Source organism: Streptomyces sp. NPDC005808, assembly GCF_042871385.1.
Classification (GTDB): domain Bacteria; phylum Actinomycetota; class Actinomycetes; order Streptomycetales; family Streptomycetaceae; genus Streptomyces.
Genome location: NZ_JBIAIK010000007.1, coordinates 407,546 through 425,906, shown reverse-complemented (window position 1 = coordinate 425,906; position 18,361 = coordinate 407,546). Strand labels below are relative to the sequence as shown.

17 protein-coding genes are annotated in these 18,361 nt (G+C 70.7%); 12 read left to right on the top strand and 5 right to left on the bottom strand.

What is annotated here, in order from left to right; genetic code table 11:
- Nucleotides 1-46: 46 nt before the first annotated feature.
- Nucleotides 47-1,189, top strand: a complete 1,143-nt coding sequence (locus ACFYPC_RS18930) for a glycosyltransferase family 4 protein (RefSeq protein ID WP_388677244.1) — start codon at nucleotides 47-49, stop codon at nucleotides 1,187-1,189.
- Between the two features lie 204 nt (nucleotides 1,190-1,393).
- Here ACFYPC_RS18930 and ACFYPC_RS18925 read toward each other — a convergent pair whose 3' ends face one another.
- Nucleotides 1,394-3,190, bottom strand: coding sequence for an AMP-dependent synthetase/ligase (locus ACFYPC_RS18925; RefSeq protein ID WP_388677241.1), 1,797 nt, complete (start codon nucleotides 3,188-3,190; stop codon nucleotides 1,394-1,396).
- Nucleotides 3,191-3,487: 297 nt separating this feature from the next.
- On the opposite strand from ACFYPC_RS18925, the gene ACFYPC_RS18920 reads away from it, so the two are divergent.
- The 6 genes from ACFYPC_RS18920 to ACFYPC_RS18895 all read left to right on the top strand — a co-directional run bounded on the left by ACFYPC_RS18920 (nucleotide 3,488) and on the right by ACFYPC_RS18895 (nucleotide 8,786).
- Nucleotides 3,488-4,285: a metallophosphoesterase gene (locus tag ACFYPC_RS18920; RefSeq protein WP_388677238.1), complete on the top strand. Its 798-nt coding sequence runs from the start codon at nucleotides 3,488-3,490 to the stop codon at nucleotides 4,283-4,285.
- 125 nt (nucleotides 4,286-4,410) lie between these two features.
- On the top strand, nucleotides 4,411-4,851 hold the full coding sequence (locus ACFYPC_RS18915; RefSeq protein WP_384386652.1) for an SRPBCC family protein: 441 nt from the start codon (nucleotides 4,411-4,413) through the stop codon (nucleotides 4,849-4,851).
- 243 nt (nucleotides 4,852-5,094) lie between these two features.
- Nucleotides 5,095-6,267: an ArsA family ATPase gene (locus ACFYPC_RS18910; RefSeq protein WP_388677235.1), complete on the top strand. Its 1,173-nt coding sequence runs from the start codon at nucleotides 5,095-5,097 to the stop codon at nucleotides 6,265-6,267.
- 58 nt (nucleotides 6,268-6,325) lie between these two features.
- Nucleotides 6,326-6,799: a DUF5304 domain-containing protein gene (locus ACFYPC_RS18905; protein WP_388677233.1), complete on the top strand. Its 474-nt coding sequence runs from the start codon at nucleotides 6,326-6,328 to the stop codon at nucleotides 6,797-6,799.
- A 54-nt stretch (nucleotides 6,800-6,853) separates the two neighbouring features.
- Nucleotides 6,854-7,807, top strand: a complete 954-nt coding sequence (locus ACFYPC_RS18900) for an ROK family glucokinase (RefSeq protein ID WP_388677231.1) — start codon at nucleotides 6,854-6,856, stop codon at nucleotides 7,805-7,807.
- A gap of 208 nt (nucleotides 7,808-8,015) precedes the next feature.
- Nucleotides 8,016-8,786 carry an endonuclease/exonuclease/phosphatase family protein gene (locus tag ACFYPC_RS18895; protein WP_388677228.1) on the top strand — a complete coding sequence of 257 codons (771 nt, stop codon included), beginning with the start codon at nucleotides 8,016-8,018 and terminating at the stop codon, nucleotides 8,784-8,786.
- A 198-nt stretch (nucleotides 8,787-8,984) separates the two neighbouring features.
- On the opposite strand, the gene ACFYPC_RS18890 is transcribed toward ACFYPC_RS18895, so the two are convergent.
- Together ACFYPC_RS18890 and ACFYPC_RS18885 are read right to left on the bottom strand one after the other, a co-directional pair.
- On the bottom strand, nucleotides 8,985-9,647 hold the full coding sequence (locus ACFYPC_RS18890; protein WP_388677225.1) for a hypothetical protein: 663 nt from the start codon (nucleotides 9,645-9,647) through the stop codon (nucleotides 8,985-8,987).
- Nucleotides 9,640-10,449: an alpha/beta hydrolase gene (locus tag ACFYPC_RS18885; RefSeq protein WP_388677222.1), complete on the bottom strand. Its 810-nt coding sequence runs from the start codon at nucleotides 10,447-10,449 to the stop codon at nucleotides 9,640-9,642. Before ACFYPC_RS18885 ends, ACFYPC_RS18890 begins: the two co-directional genes overlap by 8 nt.
- 192 nt (nucleotides 10,450-10,641) lie before the next feature.
- Here ACFYPC_RS18885 and ACFYPC_RS18880 point away from each other — a divergent pair, with 192 nt between their 5' ends.
- From ACFYPC_RS18880 to ACFYPC_RS18865, 4 genes are all read left to right on the top strand, one after another.
- Nucleotides 10,642-11,472: a lysophospholipid acyltransferase family protein gene (locus tag ACFYPC_RS18880; protein WP_388677315.1), complete on the top strand. Its 831-nt coding sequence runs from the start codon at nucleotides 10,642-10,644 to the stop codon at nucleotides 11,470-11,472.
- A 44-nt stretch (nucleotides 11,473-11,516) separates the two neighbouring features.
- Nucleotides 11,517-12,788, top strand: coding sequence for a MacS family sensor histidine kinase (gene macS / locus ACFYPC_RS18875; RefSeq protein ID WP_388677219.1), 1,272 nt, complete (start codon nucleotides 11,517-11,519; stop codon nucleotides 12,786-12,788).
- Nucleotides 12,785-13,465: a response regulator gene (locus tag ACFYPC_RS18870; RefSeq protein ID WP_388677217.1), complete on the top strand. Its 681-nt coding sequence runs from the start codon at nucleotides 12,785-12,787 to the stop codon at nucleotides 13,463-13,465. The genes macS and ACFYPC_RS18870 overlap by 4 nt, the downstream gene beginning before the upstream one ends.
- Before the next feature lie 159 nt (nucleotides 13,466-13,624).
- Nucleotides 13,625-14,653: a 6-phosphofructokinase gene (locus tag ACFYPC_RS18865; RefSeq protein WP_388677214.1), complete on the top strand. Its 1,029-nt coding sequence runs from the start codon at nucleotides 13,625-13,627 to the stop codon at nucleotides 14,651-14,653.
- 161 nt (nucleotides 14,654-14,814) lie between these two features.
- Here the strand turns inward: ACFYPC_RS18865 and ACFYPC_RS18860 are convergent, their stop codons facing one another.
- A complete protein-coding gene (locus ACFYPC_RS18860) occupies nucleotides 14,815-16,722 on the bottom strand; it encodes an anthranilate synthase family protein (RefSeq protein ID WP_388677211.1) in 1,908 nt (635 codons plus the stop codon).
- Between the two features lie 111 nt (nucleotides 16,723-16,833).
- Nucleotides 16,834-16,890 (bottom strand): trp operon leader peptide, encoded by a 57-nt coding sequence (locus ACFYPC_RS18855; RefSeq protein WP_388677313.1) that lies wholly within the window; start codon nucleotides 16,888-16,890, stop codon nucleotides 16,834-16,836.
- Nucleotides 16,891-17,213: 323 nt separating this feature from the next.
- Between ACFYPC_RS18855 and ACFYPC_RS18850 the strand changes: the two genes are divergently transcribed.
- Nucleotides 17,214-18,227: a glycoside hydrolase domain-containing protein gene (locus ACFYPC_RS18850; RefSeq protein WP_388677208.1), complete on the top strand. Its 1,014-nt coding sequence runs from the start codon at nucleotides 17,214-17,216 to the stop codon at nucleotides 18,225-18,227.
- Nucleotides 18,228-18,361: the final 134 nt, after the last annotated feature.

Genomic DNA, 18,361 nt, shown 5'->3' with positions numbered 1-18,361 from the left:
GCGGCCGTACGGAGCTGTGAGTATAGGTTCGATAGTGTCGAACGCGATGCACAAGACCCTGATCGTGACGAACGACTTCCCGCCCAGGCCCGGCGGCATCCAGGCATTCCTGCACAACATGGCGCTGCGCCTGGATCCCGAGCGGCTCGTCGTCTACGCCTCCACCTGGAAGCGGGGCCGTGAGGGCGCCGAGGCGACCGCCGCCTTCGACGCCGAGCAGCCCTTCACCGTCGTACGGGACCGCACGACGATGCTGCTGCCCACTCCGGCCGCCACCCGGCGCGCGGTCGGGCTGCTGCGGGAACACGGCTGTACGTCGGTGTGGTTCGGGGCGGCGGCCCCACTCGGCCTGATGGCGCCCGCGCTGCGCAGGGCGGGCGCGCGGCGGCTGGTGGCGACCACCCACGGGCACGAGGCCGGGTGGGCCCAACTGCCCGCCGCACGTGGGCTGTTGCGCCGGATCGGCGATTCCACGGACACCCTCACCTATCTCGGGGAGTACACGCGCTCGCGGATCGCCGGCGCGCTGACCCCCGAGGCGGCCGGGCGGATGGTCCAACTGCCGCCCGGTGTCGACGAGAAGACCTTCCACCCGGGCTCCGGCGGCGCCGAGGTCCGCGCCCGGCTCGGGCTCACCGACCGCCCCGTCGTCGTGTGCGTCTCGCGGCTCGTCCCGCGCAAGGGGCAGGACACCCTCATCCTCGCGATGCCCCGCATCCTGGCCGAGGAGCCGGAGGCGGTGCTGCTGATCGTCGGAGGCGGGCCGTACGAGAAGGAGCTGCGGAAGCTCGCGCACGAGACCGGTGTCACCGACTCGGTCCGCTTCACCGGCGCGGTGCCCTGGTCGGAGCTGCCGGCCCACTACGGCGCGGGTGACGTGTTCGCCATGCCCTGCCGTACGCGGCGCGGCGGGCTCGATGTCGAGGGGCTCGGCATCGTCTATCTGGAGGCGTCGGCGACCGGTCTGCCCGTTGTCGCGGGGGATTCCGGGGGCGCGCCTGACGCGGTGCTGGACGGCGAGACGGGGTGGGTCGTCCGCGGCGGGTCGCCCGAGGCGGCGGCCGATCGCATCCTCCCGCTGCTCGGCGACTCCGAGCTGCGGCGCCGGATGGGGGAGCGGGGGCGGGAGTGGGTCGAGGAGAGGTGGCGCTGGGATCTGCTGGCGGGGCGGTTGCGGGAGTTGCTATAGCGCTGGCAGGGGTGCCGCTTGCCGGCTCCCGGCGGCTGCGGGTGGTTGTGGGTTGCTCGCGCAGTTCCCCGCGCCCGCGCCCCTGAAGGCGCGCTTCTGCGGAGGCGCCCTGAAGGGGCGCGGGGAACTGCGCGACCAGCCACGCACGGCCGGTGGTTCGTCATCGAACCTTCGCCCCTACGGCGGGAGTTCGTTTCCGGGGCGTCAGCCCCGGTAGATCTTCTCGATCTCGTCGGCGTAATCCTTCGCCACCACGTTCCGCTTGAGCTTCAGCGAGGGCGTGAGATGCCCCGACTCCTCGGTGAACTGCGAGCCGAGGATCCGGAACTTCCGCACCGACTCCGCCTTCGACACCGCCGCGTTGCCGTCGTCGATCGCGCTCTGGATCGCTGCCAGCAGGTCCGCGTCCTCGCCCAGCGACGTTGCGGTGGAGCCGGCCGGCTTGCCGTGCTCGGCGGCCCAGCGGCCCAGGAACTCGTCGTCGATGGTGATGAGCGCGCCGACGAAGGGGCGCCCGTCGCCGACCACCATGCACTCCGCGACCAGTGCGTGCGCGCGGATGCGGTCCTCGATCACGGCCGGGGCGACGTTCTTGCCGCCCGCGGTGACGATGATCTCCTTCTTGCGGCCGGTGATCCGGAGATAGCCGTCCTCGTCGAGCGTGCCGATGTCACCGGTGTGGAACCAGCCGTCGGCAAGGGCCTCGGCGGTCGCCGCCTCGTTGTTCCAGTACTCCTTGAACAGGTGCTCGCCGTGCAGCAGTACCTCGCCGTCGTCCGCGATCCGCACCACCGAACCGGGCAGCGGCTGGCCGACCGTGCCGATCTTCTGGCGGTCCCACGGGTTGAAGGCGGTGGCCGCGCAGGACTCGGTCAGGCCGTAGCCCTCCAGGACCGTGAAGCCGATGCCCCGGAAGAAGTGGCCGAGGCGCTCGCCGAGCGGGGCGCCGCCGGAGATGGCGAACTCGCCCTTGCCGCCGAGCACCGCCCGCAGCTTGCTGTAGACGAGCTTGTCGAAGGTCCGGTGCTTGATCTTCAGACCGAAGGACGGGCCCGAGGGGGTGTCCAGCGCACGGCTGTACGCGATAGCCGCGTCCGCCGCCTTGTCGAAGATCTTGCCCTTGCCGTCCGCCTGCGCCTTGGCGCGCGCCGAGTTGTAGACCTTCTCGAAGACGCGCGGCACACCCAGGATCAACGTCGGCCGGAACGAGGCCAGTTCGTCGGTGAGGTTCTTGATGTCGGGGACGAGGCCCAGCTTGATCGGCGCCATCATCGGCGCGACCTGCACCAGGCGTCCGAAGACGTGCGCGAGCGGCAGGAAGAGGAGCACCGAGCATTCGCCCGTACGGAACAGGGGGCGCAGCCGCTCCACGATGTTGCCGCACTCGGCGAAGAAGCTGCGGTGGGTGAGGACGCACCCCTTGGGGCGGCCGGTCGTCCCGCTCGTGTAGACGATGGTGGCCGGGTCGTCGGCCTTGGCGAGCGAGCTGCGCACCTCGACCGACTCGTCGGTGATGTCCTTGCCCGCGCGGCCCAGCTCCTCCACGCCGCCGCCCTCGATCTGCCACACCTGCTTCAGCGCGGGCAGCCGGTCGCGTACCGACTCGACGGTGGCCGCGTGCGCGTCCAGCTCGACGACGCAGGCGGTCGCGCCCGAGTCGCTGAGGATCCACTGCACCTGCTCCGCCGAGCTGGTCTCGTACACCGGCACGGTGACCGCGCCCGCGCTCCAGATCGCGAAGTCGAGCAGGGTCCACTCGTAGCGGGTACGCGACATCAGGCCGACGCGGTCACCGGGCTCCACGCCCGACGCGATCAGACCCTTGGCGGCGGCCCGCACCTCGGCGAGGAAGACGGTGGCGGTGACATCCGTCCACGTGCCGCCCACCTTTCGGGCGATGACGGCGACGTCGGGATGCTGCGCGGCGTTTCTACGGACGATGTCGGTCAGATTTCCGTCCGCAGGGACCTCGTACAAAGCCGGAAGGCTGAACTCGCGCAAGACTGCTGCTCCTCATTGGGCACCGACGCCACGACTCTGTGTGCTGCGACGGTGCGTTCCAAGGCTTGGGCAGGCACTCAGGGGGATCATTGTTGAAAACCTGAGTACGAATGGACTGCCCGGACGTTACCCGTCGGTATGGCTACTTCGACAGGGGGGTCGGACGAGATGTTCGCCGTGTCACACAGGTTGCTGTTCCTTGGCGCAGAGTAGTCCACGGCTTTCTCGACTGGCCAGTAACCGCTGGTCCGGCCCGCTCCTGTTCACGTATGCCGCACACGCCTACGCTTGATCGTCATGGCACTCACACCAGGCGGTAACGGCAGGACGCGCATTCATGTGGTCAGTGACGTGCACGGCAATGCCCGTGACCTGGCCAGGGCCGGCGATGGCGCGGACGCGCTGATCTGCCTCGGTGACCTCGTGCTCTTCCTCGACTACGCCGACCACTCGCGCGGCATCTTCCCCGACCTCTTCGGCGTCGAGAACGCGGACCGCATCGTCGAGCTGCGCACCGCCCGCCGCTTCGAGGAGGCGCGGGACTTCGGGGCCCGGCTGTGGGCCGGCGTCGGCACGGGCCGGGCGACCACCATCGAGAAGGCGGTGCGCAAGCAGTACGCCGAGCTGTTCGCCGCTTTCCCGACACCGACGTACGCGACCTACGGCAATGTCGACATGCCCCTGCTGTGGCCGGAATACGCCGGACCCGGCACGACGGTGCTCGACGGCCAGCGGGTGGAGATCGGCGGCCGGACCTTCGGCTTCGTCGGCGGAGGGCTGACGACCCCCATGCGCACGCCCTACGAGATCAGCGACGAGGAGTACGCGGCGAAGATCGAGGCCGTCGGCGAGGTCGACGTGCTGTGCACCCACATCCCGCCCGAGGTGCCGGAACTGGTCTACGACACGGTGGCTCGTCGCTTCGAACGCGGCAGCCTGGCCCTCCTGGACGCGATCCGCCGTACCCGGCCCCGCTACTCGCTCTTCGGCCACGTCCACCAGCCGCTGGCACGGCGAATGCGGATCGGGGCGACCGAGTGCGTGAACGTGGGCCACTTCGCCGGCTCAGGGCGGCCGTGGGCCCTGGAGTGGTGAGGGACCGACCCTGCTCCCGGCCGGGTGCGGGTGACGGCACCCCGTCCGTTGCGCGGTAGCCTTCACGCTGCACACACGTGCGCACCACCCTCCCTCACCGGACCGTATCTGGAGGAGCCACGGCGATGGCTGAACACACCAGTTCGAGCATCACGATCGAGGCGGCACCGGCTGATGTCATGGCGGTCATCGCCGACTTCGCCCGCTACCCGGACTGGACCGGCGAGGTGAAGGAGGCGGAGGTACTCGCCACGGACGACCAGGGCCGCGCGGAGCAGGTGCGCCTCGTCATGGACGCCGGCGCCATCAAGGACGACCAGACCCTCGGATACACCTGGACCGGCGACCACGAGGTCTCCTGGACCCTGGTCAAGTCCCAGATGCTCCGCTCCCTCGACGGCTCGTACATCCTCAAGCCCGCGGGCACCGGCGCCACCCAGGTCACCTACCTGCTCACGGTCGACGTCAAGATCCCCATGCTCGGCATGATCAAGCGCAAGGCGGAGAAGGTCATCATCGACCGTGCGCTGGCGGGCCTGAAGAAGCGGGTGGAGGAGACCAAGTAGCCCAAGATCTTTCAGCCCGTCCGGGGCTGAGATCTTTCCTCTTCAGCCCGTCCGGCGTTTGAGGACGAGCGCGTTCAGCGCGATACGGGGGTCTGGGGGCGGAGCCCCCAGGAACAAGGGACGGGCAGGGGCGGAGGGGGCGAAAAACGCCTCTACGCCGACACGGGCGCCGGGTGCCAAGCAAACGGGGTTGCACCGAACCCCGCCAAGGCGCCCCCGCCAGCCCAGGTACCGTTCACCCTCATGCGCACCATCCTGATCACAGGCCCCGGCGGCTCCGGCCGTACCACCGTCGCCGCGGCCACCGCGCTGAAGGCCGCCCGCGACGGCACCCGCACCCTCGTCCTGAGTGCCGACCGCACGGACACCCTGGGCGCCGCCCTCGGCGTACGGACGGGGCCCGCTCCGGCAGAGGCGGGCGACAACCTCACCACCTGGCGCCCCGACGCCACCGAGCGGTTCCGCGCCGACCTCACCGCCTTCCAGGACCGCGCCACCACCGCCCTCGACCTGCTCGGCGCCAACCGACTGGACGCAGAGGAGGTCACCCCCCTGCCCGGCGCCGAGGAACTCGCCCTGCTCCGCGCCCTGCGCGACGCGGCGACCTCGGACACGTACGACCTTCTCGTCGTCGACCTTCCCCCGGCCCCGCAGGCCCTCGCCCTCCTCTCCCTCCCCGAGGAGCTCCGCCGCTATCTGCGCCGCCTCCTCCCGGCGGAACGCCAGGCGGCGCGCGCCCTGCGTCCCGTCCTCGGCCGCCTCGCGGGGGTCCCGATGCCCGCGGAGTGGCTGTACGAGACGGCGGCCCGCTGGGACCTCGAACTGGCCGCGGTGGAGGCAGTCGTCGAGGACCGTGCCACGACCGTACGACTGGTCGCCGAGCCGGGTCCCGCCGGTGCCGACGCCGTACGCGCCGCCGGCACCGCTCTCGCCCTGCGCGGCATCTCCGTCGACGCCCTGGTCGCCAACCGCGTGCTGCCGGGAGCCACGAACGACACCTGGCTCGCCGCCCTCGCCGCCCAGCAGCGCAAGGGCCTGGACGAGTGGCAGGAGGCGTACGACGTCCACGAGGTCCCCCACCGCGGCCACGACCCGCGCGGCACCGACGACCTCGCCGCGCTCCCCGTACCCGGTGTCGTCAACCGGACGCCGCCCCCTGTCGAGTGGCCCCTCGAGGACCGTCTTGCCGACGAGGGCGTCCTCGTCTGGCGCATCCCGCTCCCCGGCGCCATACGCGAGGAGCTGGACCTGATCCGGCGCGGCGACGAACTCGTCGTCACCGCCGGACAGTTCCGCCGGATCGTGCCGCTGCCCTCGGCCCTGCGGCGCTGCACCGTGGACGGCGCCGCCCTGCGTGAGGGCGAGCTGAGGATCCGATTCGCGCCGGACCCCGGACTGTGGCCGCGCACACGGTGAATCACGTACCTCCGTTCGGGTAACGTCGGAGGGACGAAACGTAGTCAGGAGAACCGCCATGAGCGAAGAGCGCACGCCGTCCGACGCCGCTCAGGAAGCGGCTGGTGAAGCCCGTGCGGCCGACGTCGATGCCGACGCCTGGGCGCACGCGGTGGCCGAGGATCTCGCGGCGGAGAAGGCCCGGCGCCGCGCCCAGTACGGCACACCGCCCGGCTCGGCCGCCGAGGAACTGCGCAAGCTCGTCGACACCGTCGCCGACAAGCTGTCCGGACTGCAGTCGCCGCTCCTCGGTGCGGTCGCCGGCGGCGCTGCCCAGCAGATGGTCAACCAGGTCGTACAGCAGGCCAAGGCAGCCGTCGAACCCGTCATAGAGCGCAACCCCGAGGTCTTCGACCACCTCGCGACCGCGGGCTCCGAGCTGCTCGCCGCCTACCGGTCGGCCGTCGAGGCACAGGAACGGCGCTGGACGACCCGGGACAGGGGTCCTCACGACGAGGGCACCGGTCCAGGGGAACACATCGACTTGGACTAATGGCAGCTCGGGTACGGTTGGCCGTAGCGGGGCTCGACCGAAACTGAGGGATTCATGGGACTCACCATCGGCGTCGATATCGGCGGCACGAAGATCGCGGCCGGTGTGGTCGATGAGGAAGGCAACATCCTCTCGACCCACAAGGTGCCGACTCCCACCACGCCGCAGGCCATCGTGGACGCCATCGCCTCCGCGGTGGAGGGTGCGCGCGCCGGGCACGAGATCGTGGGCGTCGGTATCGGTGCGGCGGGATACGTGAACCGCCAGCGCTCGACGGTGTACTTCGCGCCGAACATCGACTGGCGGCAGGAGCCGCTGAAGGCCGAGGTCGAATCGCGCGTGGGGCTGCCGGTCGTCGTCGAGAACGACGCCAACGCGGCCGCCTGGGGCGAGTACAAGTTCGGCGCGGGCAAGGGCCACCGGAACGTCATCTGCATCACGCTGGGCACGGGTCTCGGCGGCGGCATCATCATCGGCAACAAGCTGCGGCGCGGGCACTTCGGTGTCGCCGCCGAGTTCGGCCACATCCGGATGGTGCCCGACGGCCTGCTGTGCGGGTGCGGGTCGCAGGGGTGCTGGGAGCAGTACGCCTCCGGGCGGGCGCTCGTCCGGTACGCCAAGCAGCGGGCGAACGCGACTCCCGAGAACGCGGAGATCCTGCTCGCGCTGGGCGACGGCAGCCCCGACGGCATCGAGGGCAAGCACATCTCGGTCGCCGCGCGTCAGGGTGACCCGGTCGCGGTGGACTCCTACCGTGAGCTGGCCCGTTGGGCCGGTGCGGGCCTTGCCGACCTGGCCTCGCTCTTCGACCCGTCCGCCTTCATCGTGGGCGGCGGTCTGTCGGACGAGGGCGAGCTGGTTCTCGACCCCATTCGCAAGTCGTACAAGCGGTGGCTGGTGGGGGGCAACTGGCGGCCCGTCGCTGATGTGATCGCGGCGCAGCTGGGGAACAAGGCCGGACTTGTGGGGGCGGCGGACCTGGCCCGGGAGCCGGATCCGATCATGTGACGTCCGCTGTGTGATGTGCGCCCGCCGTGCCCCTCTCCGGGGGGCGGCGGGCGTTGTCGTGCGTCTGGTGCGTCTGGTGCGTCTGGTGCGTCTGGTGCGACCAATGTGACCAGTGCGTGGGCGGCTGCGGGTGTTCCCCCGGCGGTCATCCATGCGGGCGCGGGGCGTGCCGGGGTCTCGGAGGCTGTGTTGTCGTATCTTGATCGTCATGCCTACGAACTCGTCCGGTGGGGTCAGGGTGCTGCCCAACTCCGGTACTGAAGCTGATGGTTCGGCTGTTGTTCGGGTCCTCAGTTACAACGTTCGGTCGATGCGTGATGACACGGATGCGCTTGCGCGGGTGATCGGTGCCTGTTCGCCGGACCTTGTGCTGGTGCAGGAGGCTCCGCGGTTCTTTCGGTGGCGGAAGAAGCTGGCGCGGCTTGCGGCGGCGTCCGGGCAGGTTGTTCTGTCGGGTGGGGGTACCGCGTCCGGGCCGGCGCTGCTGTGCTCACTGCGGGCGACGGTGGAGCGTACCGAGGACGTTCTGCTTCCGCTCACGCCCGGGCTGCACCGGCGCGGGTTCGCGACGGCGGTGGTCCGGTTCGGTGGTGTCCGGGTGGGGGTGGTGAGCTGTCATCTCTCGCTGCGGGAGGACGAGCGGTTCGAGCAGGGCGGCATGCTGCTCGAGCAGGTGGCCCGTCTTGGCACGACTCATGCTGTCGTGGGCGGCGATCTCAATGAGCGGGCGGACGGACGCACCTTCAAGCGGCTCGGCGCTGCCCTTCAGGACGGCTGGGCCACCCGGCCCTGGGGCGGTGAGCTGACCTCCACCGCGGTGGATCCGCACCAGCGGATCGACGCGATCTTTGCCACGGAGGGGGTGGAGGTGCTGGGCTGCGGGGTGCCGCTGGGCCTTCCGGGTGTTGCGGAGGGGGACCTTGTGAGGGCGACCGATCACCTTCCGGTGCTGGCCGCCCTCCGGGTGCCGATCAGATAGGACCTGTCCGGCCGATCAAGTCGCAGGAAAGGGCCAGGGCCTTGTGAACACCGTGAGCGGGGTGTGGTGCGTGCAGCTGCAAGGCGGAGGAGGGAGTCGACGCGGAGCGTCGGCGAGTGACGACAACGCGGCAGATGGGCGTGCCACACCCCGCGTCTGCGGCATGATCGGCCGGACAGGTCCTAGCGCAGTGCGGGGTCAGACCACCGCGCCCCGGCCCGGGTCGTCCCCGTCCTCGTCGTCGCTCTTCATGCGGGTCACCAGCGTGGCGAAGCCGCCGAGGAAGCCGCCGATGCCGAGGGTGGCGAGCCACCAGGTCATGTCCCAGCCGAGAAGGACGGCCAGCAGGAGCAGGACGGGGCCGCCGAGGACGGCGAGCCAGGCGAACTTGGCCGTGGTGTCGGCCGCGGGCAGCGGGGGCGGCTCGGGCGGTACGAAGTGGCCCTCGTCGTCCTCGTCGAAGTCTTCGTCGGCGGGCTCGGGAGCCCGGAAGTCACGCGGGCCGGCGACGCCGGGGGCGAAGGCGACCGAGCTGCCGACGGGCTTCGCGGGTGAGGACTTGTCCCCGGTCACGTCCCCGGTCACGTCCTCAGCCGTGTCGTCGGTCGTGCTCTCCGTCGCGGTCCCGGCCTTGTCGTCGTTCGTCTCGGGTTCCAGCAGGGCCAGGTCCTCCACCGACTTGAACGGCTTTGCGCCCGGCGGGTCCTTGGGCTCCTCGCCGTACCCGGAGACGATCGCCTGCCACGCGGCCTCCTCGTCGAAGGGCACGCTCTGTTCGTCGCCGAGGGGCTCACCGAAGGGTTCGCCCAGGGGCACGCCCTTCTCCTCGGAATCGTCGCGGTCCGCCTCGTGCTCAGCCACCCGTGGCCGTCCCTTCCTGCTGAACCGGTCGACCCGCGTCGGACTCCTTGCCGACGCTGGGTGCGAGCCGGCCGATGAACGCGTAGCTCTCCTCGAAGACCCGGTCCGCGTCGTGGTCCAACGTCGCGACGTGGTAGCTCTGTTCCAGCAGGATCTCCGTCACGTCCGTGGACGACACGCGGCTGAGGATCCGTGCCGAGTCGGCGGGCGGCACCACATGGTCCTGCGGGCTGCGCAGGAGCAGCATCGGCTGGGTGACCTGGGGCAGTTCGCCGTCGACGAGCCGGTAGAAACTCCGCATCGAGTGCGCCGCGTGCAGCGGCACCTTGGTGTAGCCGATCTCGATGCTGCTGTCCTTGGCGATGTCGCTCGTGATGCCGTGCACCGTGCGGACGACGTGCCGGATCACCGGAAGGGCGTACGCCGCCAGGCCGTGCACCTTGATCGCCGGGTTGACGACGACGATGCCGCTCACCTCGTCGCCGTGCTTCGCGGCGAGCCGCAGGGTCAGCGCTCCGCCCATGGAGAGGCCGAAGACGAACACCTGCGCGCACCGCTCGCGCAGGGCGCGCAGCTCGCGGTCCACCTCGGCGTACCAGTCCTGCCAGCCGGTGAGCTGCATGTCCTCCCAGCGGGTGCCGTGCCCGGGCAGCAACGGCAGAGCGACGGTCAGACCGCGCTCGGCGAGATACTCCGCCCAGGGGCGCAGCGACTGCGGGGAACCGGTGAAACCGTGGCAGAGGAGGACGCCGACCTCTCCGCCTTCATGGCGGAACGGCTCGGCTCCAGGAAGGACCGGCACCTTCGGTCTCCTGTTCATGAGACGGGCGGAATGGGACAAGCGGCGGGAGCAGGACACGACCCCGGGAGTTCGAGGCGTACTTCACCGTACGCGACCGCACTGACACCGACCAGGGTCGTCGGGCCCTTTGACAGTGCTCCGGGATAAGGTCTGACCTACTACACAGGAGGCACTCGGTTGATCTACGGCGCAATGAAGTTCTCCATCGGAGGGCCGCTGAAGCTCGCCTTCAGACCTTGGGTGGAAGGCCTCGAGAACATCCCCGCCGAGGGCCCCGCCATTCTGGCGAGCAATCATCTGTCGTTCTCGGACTCGTTCTTCCTGCCTGCAGTCCTCGACCGCAAGGTGACCTTCATCGCGAAGGCCGAGTACTTCACGACACCCGGGATCAAGGGCCGGATGACCGCCGCCTTCTTCAAGGGCGTCGGCCAGCTCCCGGTGGACCGCTCCGGTGCGCGCGGCGCGGGCGAGGCGGCCGTCAAGAGCGGTATCGACGTCCTGGAGCGCGGTGAGCTGTTCGGTATCTATCCGGAGGGCACGCGCTCGCCCGACGGCCGGCTCTACCGCGGCAAACCCGGTGGCCTCGCGCGCGTGGCGCTCGCCGGCGGGGCGCCCGTCATCCCGGTCGCGATGATCGACACCGAGAAGATCCAGCCGCCGGGCAAGGTGATGCCCAAGCTGATGCGACCGGGCATCCGTATCGGCAAGCCGCTCGACTTCAGCCGTTACAGCGGCATGGAGCACGACCGTTTCGTGCTGCGCGCGGTGACCGACGAGGTCATGTACGAAATCATGAAGCTCTCCGGCCAGGAGTACGTCGACATCTACGCGACGGCCGCCAAGCGGCAGATCGCGGAGGCGGCGAAGGCCGAGAAGCAGGCGCACAAGGAAGCCGAGAAGGAAGCCGAACAGGTAAGGAAGCAGGCTGCGAAGGCCGCCGAGGCCCAGGCTGCGAAGGCCGCCGAGGCCGAGGCCGAAAAAGCGGCTGCTGAGGCTGCCGCGAAGGAACGGGCCGGCTCCTAGACGCGTCCGTCATTGCTGTGGGGTTGGGGTATGGGGTGGGGGACATGGCCAAGCGCGAGCGAGTCATGAGGATGTCGGTCGAGCAGCCGCTGTGGCGTGCGCTCAGCGGCTACCGCTTGCTGACGATGGTGTACGCGATCGGGCTCTTCGTCACCGCCTACGACACCTTCGCCCGGCCCTGGGTGGCCATCGCGTACTTCGCCGTGCTGGCCGTGTGGACCGTCGCGACGCTGCCCAGGGTCGCCAACGCGGCCAGCTGCACCAAACGCTTCCTCGCCGCCGACCTGACCGTCGCGCTTGTCGGCATCCTGCTCACCCGGGTCGCCGACGACGCGGCCCGGATAGAGGCCGGCGGTCCGACCCTGCCGTCGATATGGACCGCGGGCTCCGTCCTGGCATTCGCGATCAAGGGCGGCTGGCGCTGGGCGGCGTTCGCCTCCACGCTCGTCGCGGTCGCCAACATCGTCCAGCGCGGCGCCCCGACCCGCGACACCGTCCACAACGTGCTCCTCGTCTGGGTAGCCTCCATCGCCATCGGATACGTCGTCGAGGTCGCCCGCGCCTCCGAGCGCACCCTCGCCCGCGCCCTGGAGATCGAGGCCGCCACCCGCGAACGGGAACGCCTGGCCCGCGACATCCACGACGGCGTGCTCCAGGTCCTCGCCATGGTCCAGCGCCGCGGCTCGGCCCTCGGCGGTGAGGCCGCCGAGCTGGGCCGGATGGCCGGCGAGCAGGAGGTGGCGCTGCGCACGCTGGTCTCGGGCGGCCTGCTGCCCGTCTCCCGGGTGTCCGAGGACGCGGCGCTCGGTGCCGTCGTACGCGCCGTCGAGGAACCGGACGACGACGAGGACCTCACGGGCCCGGTCGACCTGCGCGCACTCCTCGCCCCGTACACCACCGCGCGCGTGACCCTCTCCGAGCCCGGCGCGCCCGTGCCGCTCGCACCGGCCGCCGCCAGGGAGCTGACCGCGGCTGTCGGCGCGGCCCTGGACAATGTCCGCAAGCACGTCGGAGCAGACGCCCGCGCCTGGATCCTGGTCGAGGACGAACCGGACGCGGTGATCGTGACCGTACGCGACGAAGGCCCCGGCATTCCGGAGGGGCGGCTCGCCCAGGCCGAGGGTGAGGGGCGGCTCGGCGTCGCCCTGTCGATCCGCGGCCGGCTGCGAGAGATCGGCGGCGCGGCCGAGCTGATCTCGGTCCCCGGGCAGGGCACGGAAGTCGAGCTGAAGGTGCCGAAAGCGGCGGGGTCGGAGCAGCGTCCTGAAGTGCCGGCGGGTTCGAAGGGTTCACGGGGGAAGGTGGAGCGGGCATGAGTGAGCAGCAGACCGGGCCGATCAGGGTCATGGTGGTGGACGACCACCCCATGTGGCGGGACGCCGTCGCCCGGGATCTCGCCGAGTCCGGCTTCGACGTGGTGGCCACCGCGGGCGACGGTGAGCAGGCCGTGCGCCGTGCCCGGGCCGCCGAGCCCGATGTCCTCGTGCTCGACCTGAACCTGCCGGCCAAGCCCGGAGTCCAGGTCTGCAAGGAGCTGGTCGGAGCCAACCCGGCGCTGCGCGTCCTCGTCCTGTCGGCCAGCGGTGAGCACGCCGACGTCCTGGAGGCGGTCAAGTCCGGCGCCACGGGCTATCTGCTCAAGTCGGCCTCCACGGAGGAGTTGATCGACGCGGTGCGCCGCACGGCGGTCGGCGATCCGGTGTTCACGCCGGGCCTCGCGGGCCTGGTCCTCGGTGAGTACCGCCGCCTCGCCTCCGACCCCGGGCCCGCCTCGGGCGGCGACGAGCCCAGGGCTCCGCAGCTCACCGACCGCGAGACCGAGGTGCTCCGCCTGGTCGCCAAGGGCCTCAGCTACAAGCAGATCGCCGAGCGCCTGGTCATCTCCCATCGCACGGTCCAGAACCATGTGCAGAACACCCTGGGCAAGCTGCAGCTCCACAACCGGGTGGAGCTGGTCCGCTACGCGATCGAACGCGGCCTCGACGAGGTGTAGTAGGGCTCGCGCGCATGTGCCCGTTGCCCACCTTCGGGTGACGACAGGTGATCAACACCCGCACAATTCACCGGAATTGACCTTCCGCACCATGCCGAAGTGACCTGGATCACTATTAGCGTGAGTTCCATCAGCCAACCATGGCGAAGGGACTTTTCCATGCGGGTCGGAGTACTGACCGGAGGCGGCGACTGCCCCGGGCTCAACGCCGTCATCCGGGGCATCGTCCGCAAGGGCGTGCAGGAGTACGGCTATGACTTCGTCGGGTTCCGGGACGGCTGGCGGGGGCCGATCGAAGGCGACACCGTCCGGCTCGACATCCCCGCCGTACGGGGCATCCTGCCCCGGGGCGGCACCATCCTGGGCTCCTCGCGCACCAACCCGCTCAAGGTCGAGAACGGCATCCGCCGGATCAAGGAGACGCTCGCCGGGCAGGACGTCGGGGCGCTCATCGCGATCGGCGGCGAGGACACACTCGGCGTCGCCGCGCGCCTCAACGACGAGTTCGGCGTTCCCGTCGTCGGTGTACCGAAGACCATCGACAACGACCTGTCCGCCACCGACTACACCTTCGGCTTCCACACCGCCGTCAACATCGCCACCGAGGCGATCGACCGGCTGCACACCACCGCCGAGTCGCACATGCGGGTGCTCGTCTGCGAGGTGATGGGCCGGCACGCCGGCTGGATCGCCCTCCACTCGGGCCTCGCCGGCGGCGCGAACGTCATTCTCATCCCCGAGCAGCGTTTCGACGTGGAGCAGGTCTGCTCCTGGGTGACCTCCCGTTTCAAGGACTCGTACGCCCCGATCGTGGTCATCTCCGAGGGCGCCATGCCCAAGGACGGCGACGTGGTCCTCAAGGACGGTTCGCTCGACGCCTTCGGGCATGTCCGGCTCTCCGGTGTCGGGGAATGGCTGGCCAAGGAGATCGAGAGGCGCACCGGCAAGGAGGCCAGGACCACGGTCCTCGGGCACGTCCAGCGCGGCGGTACCCCCAGCGCCTTCGACCGCTGGCTCGCCACCCGCTTCGGCCTGCACGCCATCGAAGCCGTCCGGGACGGCGACTTCGGCAAGATGGTCGCCCTGCGCGGCACGGACATCGTCCGCGTCCCGATCGCGGAGGCCACGGCCAAGCTGAAGACGGTGGATCCCAAGCTCTACGAGGAGGTTGGCGTCTTCTTCGGCTGACCGAGGTCGGCACGGGCCGAGCCTGGGACTGGCCGAGCTGGGAACTGGCCGAGGTCTTCTGCACGGGGCCGGGCCGACGCCGGGACTGTCCGACGTCGGCCGGTGCCGGGCCCGGCCGGGGGCGGCGGGTGTCCCGACACCACCCTGGGCAACGTCCTCGACTACACCGCGGGCCGCCGCTCGGAGAACGTGCCGGCCCCGCGCAGCTGACCCAGCAACTCCCGTACGATCCCGGTGCCGCGCAGCGACAGCACCGACTCCGGGTGGAACTGCACGCCGGCGACCGCGTTCATGGGCACGCCTCCGGCACGACGCGGCCCACGCAGCGCATGCACCTCGCCTGTCCCGCCGCGGCTGACCTCGATGCCATGGGCCGACAGCTCGGCGGCCGTCTCGTCGTCGCAGTGCGCCACGAAGCTGTTGTAGAAGCCGACGGTCTCCATCCGCCCGAAGAGGTCGATCTCGGTCTGCGTGCCCTGGTGGGGCACCTCCTTGCGGACGATCTCCAGCCCCAGCTCGGCCGCGATCAGCTCATGACCGAGGCAGACCCCGAGCACGCCGTGGCCGTGGGTACGCAGAACCTCGGCGGTCAGCTCGCGCAGAAAACGCATCTTGGGGTCGTGCACATCGCACGGATCGCCCGGGCCCGGGCCCAGCACGAGCGGCCCCTCGTGCCGCACGACCGCCTCCCGCAGCCCCGGCTCGTCGTACCGACGCACCGTCACGTCAAGACCCGACGACCGCAGCACATGCGCGAGCATCGCCGTGAACGTGTCCTCGCCGTCCACGACCAGCGCGTGCCCTTCCAGGACGTCCGTCCGCTCCTGCATCCGGAGCCAGAACGGCGCGAGCGAGGCCCGGCGCCCGTCCAGCGCCGCCCGCACCCGCGGATCGTCGGCCAGCTTCGGCCGTACGCCCTCCGCGCGCGGCCTGCCGTCACGGACCCCCAGAGCCGTGAGCACCCCCGCCGCCTTGGCATGGGTCTCGGCGACCTCGCTCGCGGGATCCGATCCCCGTACGAGGGTGGCGCCGACCGGTACCCGCAGCCGCCCGGCCGCGTCGATGTCGGCGGTCCGGATGAGGATGGGGGAGTCGAGGGTCTGGGCGCCTCCCGCGTCCCGTCCGATGAGCGCCAGCGCGCCCGCGTAGTACCCCCGCCCGCCGACCTCGTGCCGCTCGATGACCCGGCAGGCGTTCTGCACCGGTGACCCGGTCACGGTGGCGGCGAACATCGTCTCGCGCAGCACATCCCGTACGTCCAACGACGAGCGGCCCCGCAACTCGTACTCCGTGTGCGCGAGATGGGCCATCTCCTTGAGCCGCGGCCCGATCACCACCCCGCCCATGTCACCGACGGTGCACATCATCTTGAGCTCCTCGTCGACGACCATCGAGAGTTCGTCGATCTCCTTGCCGTCCGCGAGGAAGCCGAGCAGATCCTCCGGCGTCGGGCCGTCGGCCGGGTAGCGGTACGTCCCGCTGATCGGGTTCATGACGACCGTGCCGCCCGACATCCGCACATGTACCTCGGGACTCGCCCCGACCAGCGTCCGCTCCCCGGTGTGCACGACGAACGTCCAGTACGCGCCCCGCTCGCCGACGAGCAGCCGCCGGAAGAGGGCCAGGGCGTCGGCCTTCCCGAACCCCGGGATCTCACCCTCGTACGTCCGCCGGATGACGAAGTTCGCGCCCTCGCCGCTCCCGATCTCCTCGCGCAGGACGCGCCCGACGATACCGGCGTACTCCTCGTCGCCGACGTCGAAGCCGCCGCCCTCGACCCGCACGCCGTGTGACGGCAGCTCCGCCAGGGCCCTCTCCAGCGGGAGTTCGTACGTCTCCTCGGCGGTCAGCACCGCGAGCGGCGTGCCGTCGTCGCGGACGTCGAAGCCGCGCTCCCTGATCTGGCGGAAGGGGATCAGCGCGAGGCCCTTGTCGGGGAGGTCGGCGAGACGGTCGCAGGTGCTGACGGGGCCGAGCAGGACCTCGACCGTGTCGTGATCGTGGCCGGGCGTGCGGCGGCGCAGCAGGGCGAACGGACGGGGATCGTCCAGCAGATCGAGCAGGTTCATCGGTCCTGTTCCTTCTCTCGGAGAGGTCTGGGTGGCTCAGAGAGGAACGGCTCCGGAAAACGCCGAAGGCCGCCCCTCGGGCGGCCTTCGCGAAGTCTTGAGTACGCGCAGTCAGCGGGCCGCCGGATGAGCGGTCCACCACCAGGTCTGGATCGAAAGCGCGAACATGCGCCGCACCCTACCCGACGCCGGTGGCCGGGCAACAGCGTGAACCGCGGGGGGACGGGGTTCGCGCTGCCCGGTAGGCGGCCATTGATGGGTTCACAGCCCGATCGAGGAGCCCGACCTAGGAGAGAGTCATTCACGCAGTTCGTTCACCCCTGTCCCGCCGGAGCGGCGCACGCGCGCTCACGGTCCTAGCCGCCGCCGCGGTCCTTGCCGCCGGCTGGCCCGGCGCCGCCCTGTCGGCCCCGCGCCCGGCCGAATCCGACGACATCACCCAGGTCGGCTACCGCGGCCACGAGTTCGCCGTCCCCGCCTCCTGGGAGGTCGTGGACCTGGAGAAGAACCCGGACGCCTGTGTCCGCTTCGACCGCCACGCCGTGTACCTCGGCACGCCCGGGGGCCGGCAGGACTGTCCGGCGCGCCTGCGGGGACGTACCGAAGCGCTTCTCGTCCAGCCCGCCACCGCAGCCGGGAGCACCGTCACCGAGAACCGCACGGCCCGCACCTACCGGGCCACCGCCGACCGTATCGCCGTGACCGCCGCCTACGGCGACGACCGCGGCAGCATCCAGCGGATCCTGCGCAGCGCCGGTCTGCCCGTCGCGACCGCGCAGCCCGAACAGGCCGCGGCGGCGCCCCTCCCCGCGAACGCCACGTCCTTCCGGGGCGAGGGCTTCGACGCCTGCACCGCGCCGAGCCAGTCCGCGATGAACGCCTGGCGGGACGCGTCCGAGTACGGCGCCATCGGCATCTACATCGGCGGGCTCAACCGCGCCTGCGCCCAGCCGAATCTGACCGCCGCCTGGGTGCGCACGCAGTACGCCAACGGCTGGCGCTTCTTCCCGCTGTACGTCGGCCGGCAGCCCTCGTCCGACGGCGGCAGCTGCGGTGGAGGCTGCGCGTCCATCACCGACCCGGTGCCGCAGGGCACCGCGGCCGCCGACGACGCGGCCAAGCAGGCCGCCGCGCTGGGGCTCGGCAAGGGGTCGGTGATCTACAACGACCTGGAGCACTACGCCCCCGGCGGCACGGTGACCGCCCGGGTACTGGCCTACATCGACGCCTACACCGAGCGCCTGCACCAGCTCGGCTACCGCTCGGGCGCCTACGGCAGCGTCTCGTCCCTGATCACCGACCTGGTGGCCAACGCCCAGAAGATCACCCCGCCCGACGTGATCCACTTCGCCCGGTGGAACTACGAGTCGACGACCACGGACTCCGCGATCCCCGCGAACCTGTGGCCCGACCACCAGCGGATCCACCAGTACGTGGGCGACACGACCGAGACCCACGGCGGCGTACGGATCAGCATCGACCGCAACCGCCTCGACGTCGACTAGCCGCCTCCTCCCTGCTCCGGGCGACCGTACGCACCCGTCGTACGGTCGCCCGGCGCGCGTCCCCGTCGAGTTCGGCCTGTCTCATTTTGTGAGCAGGTGAAAAGTGGCTCGACACGACCCCGTAATGTTTACGA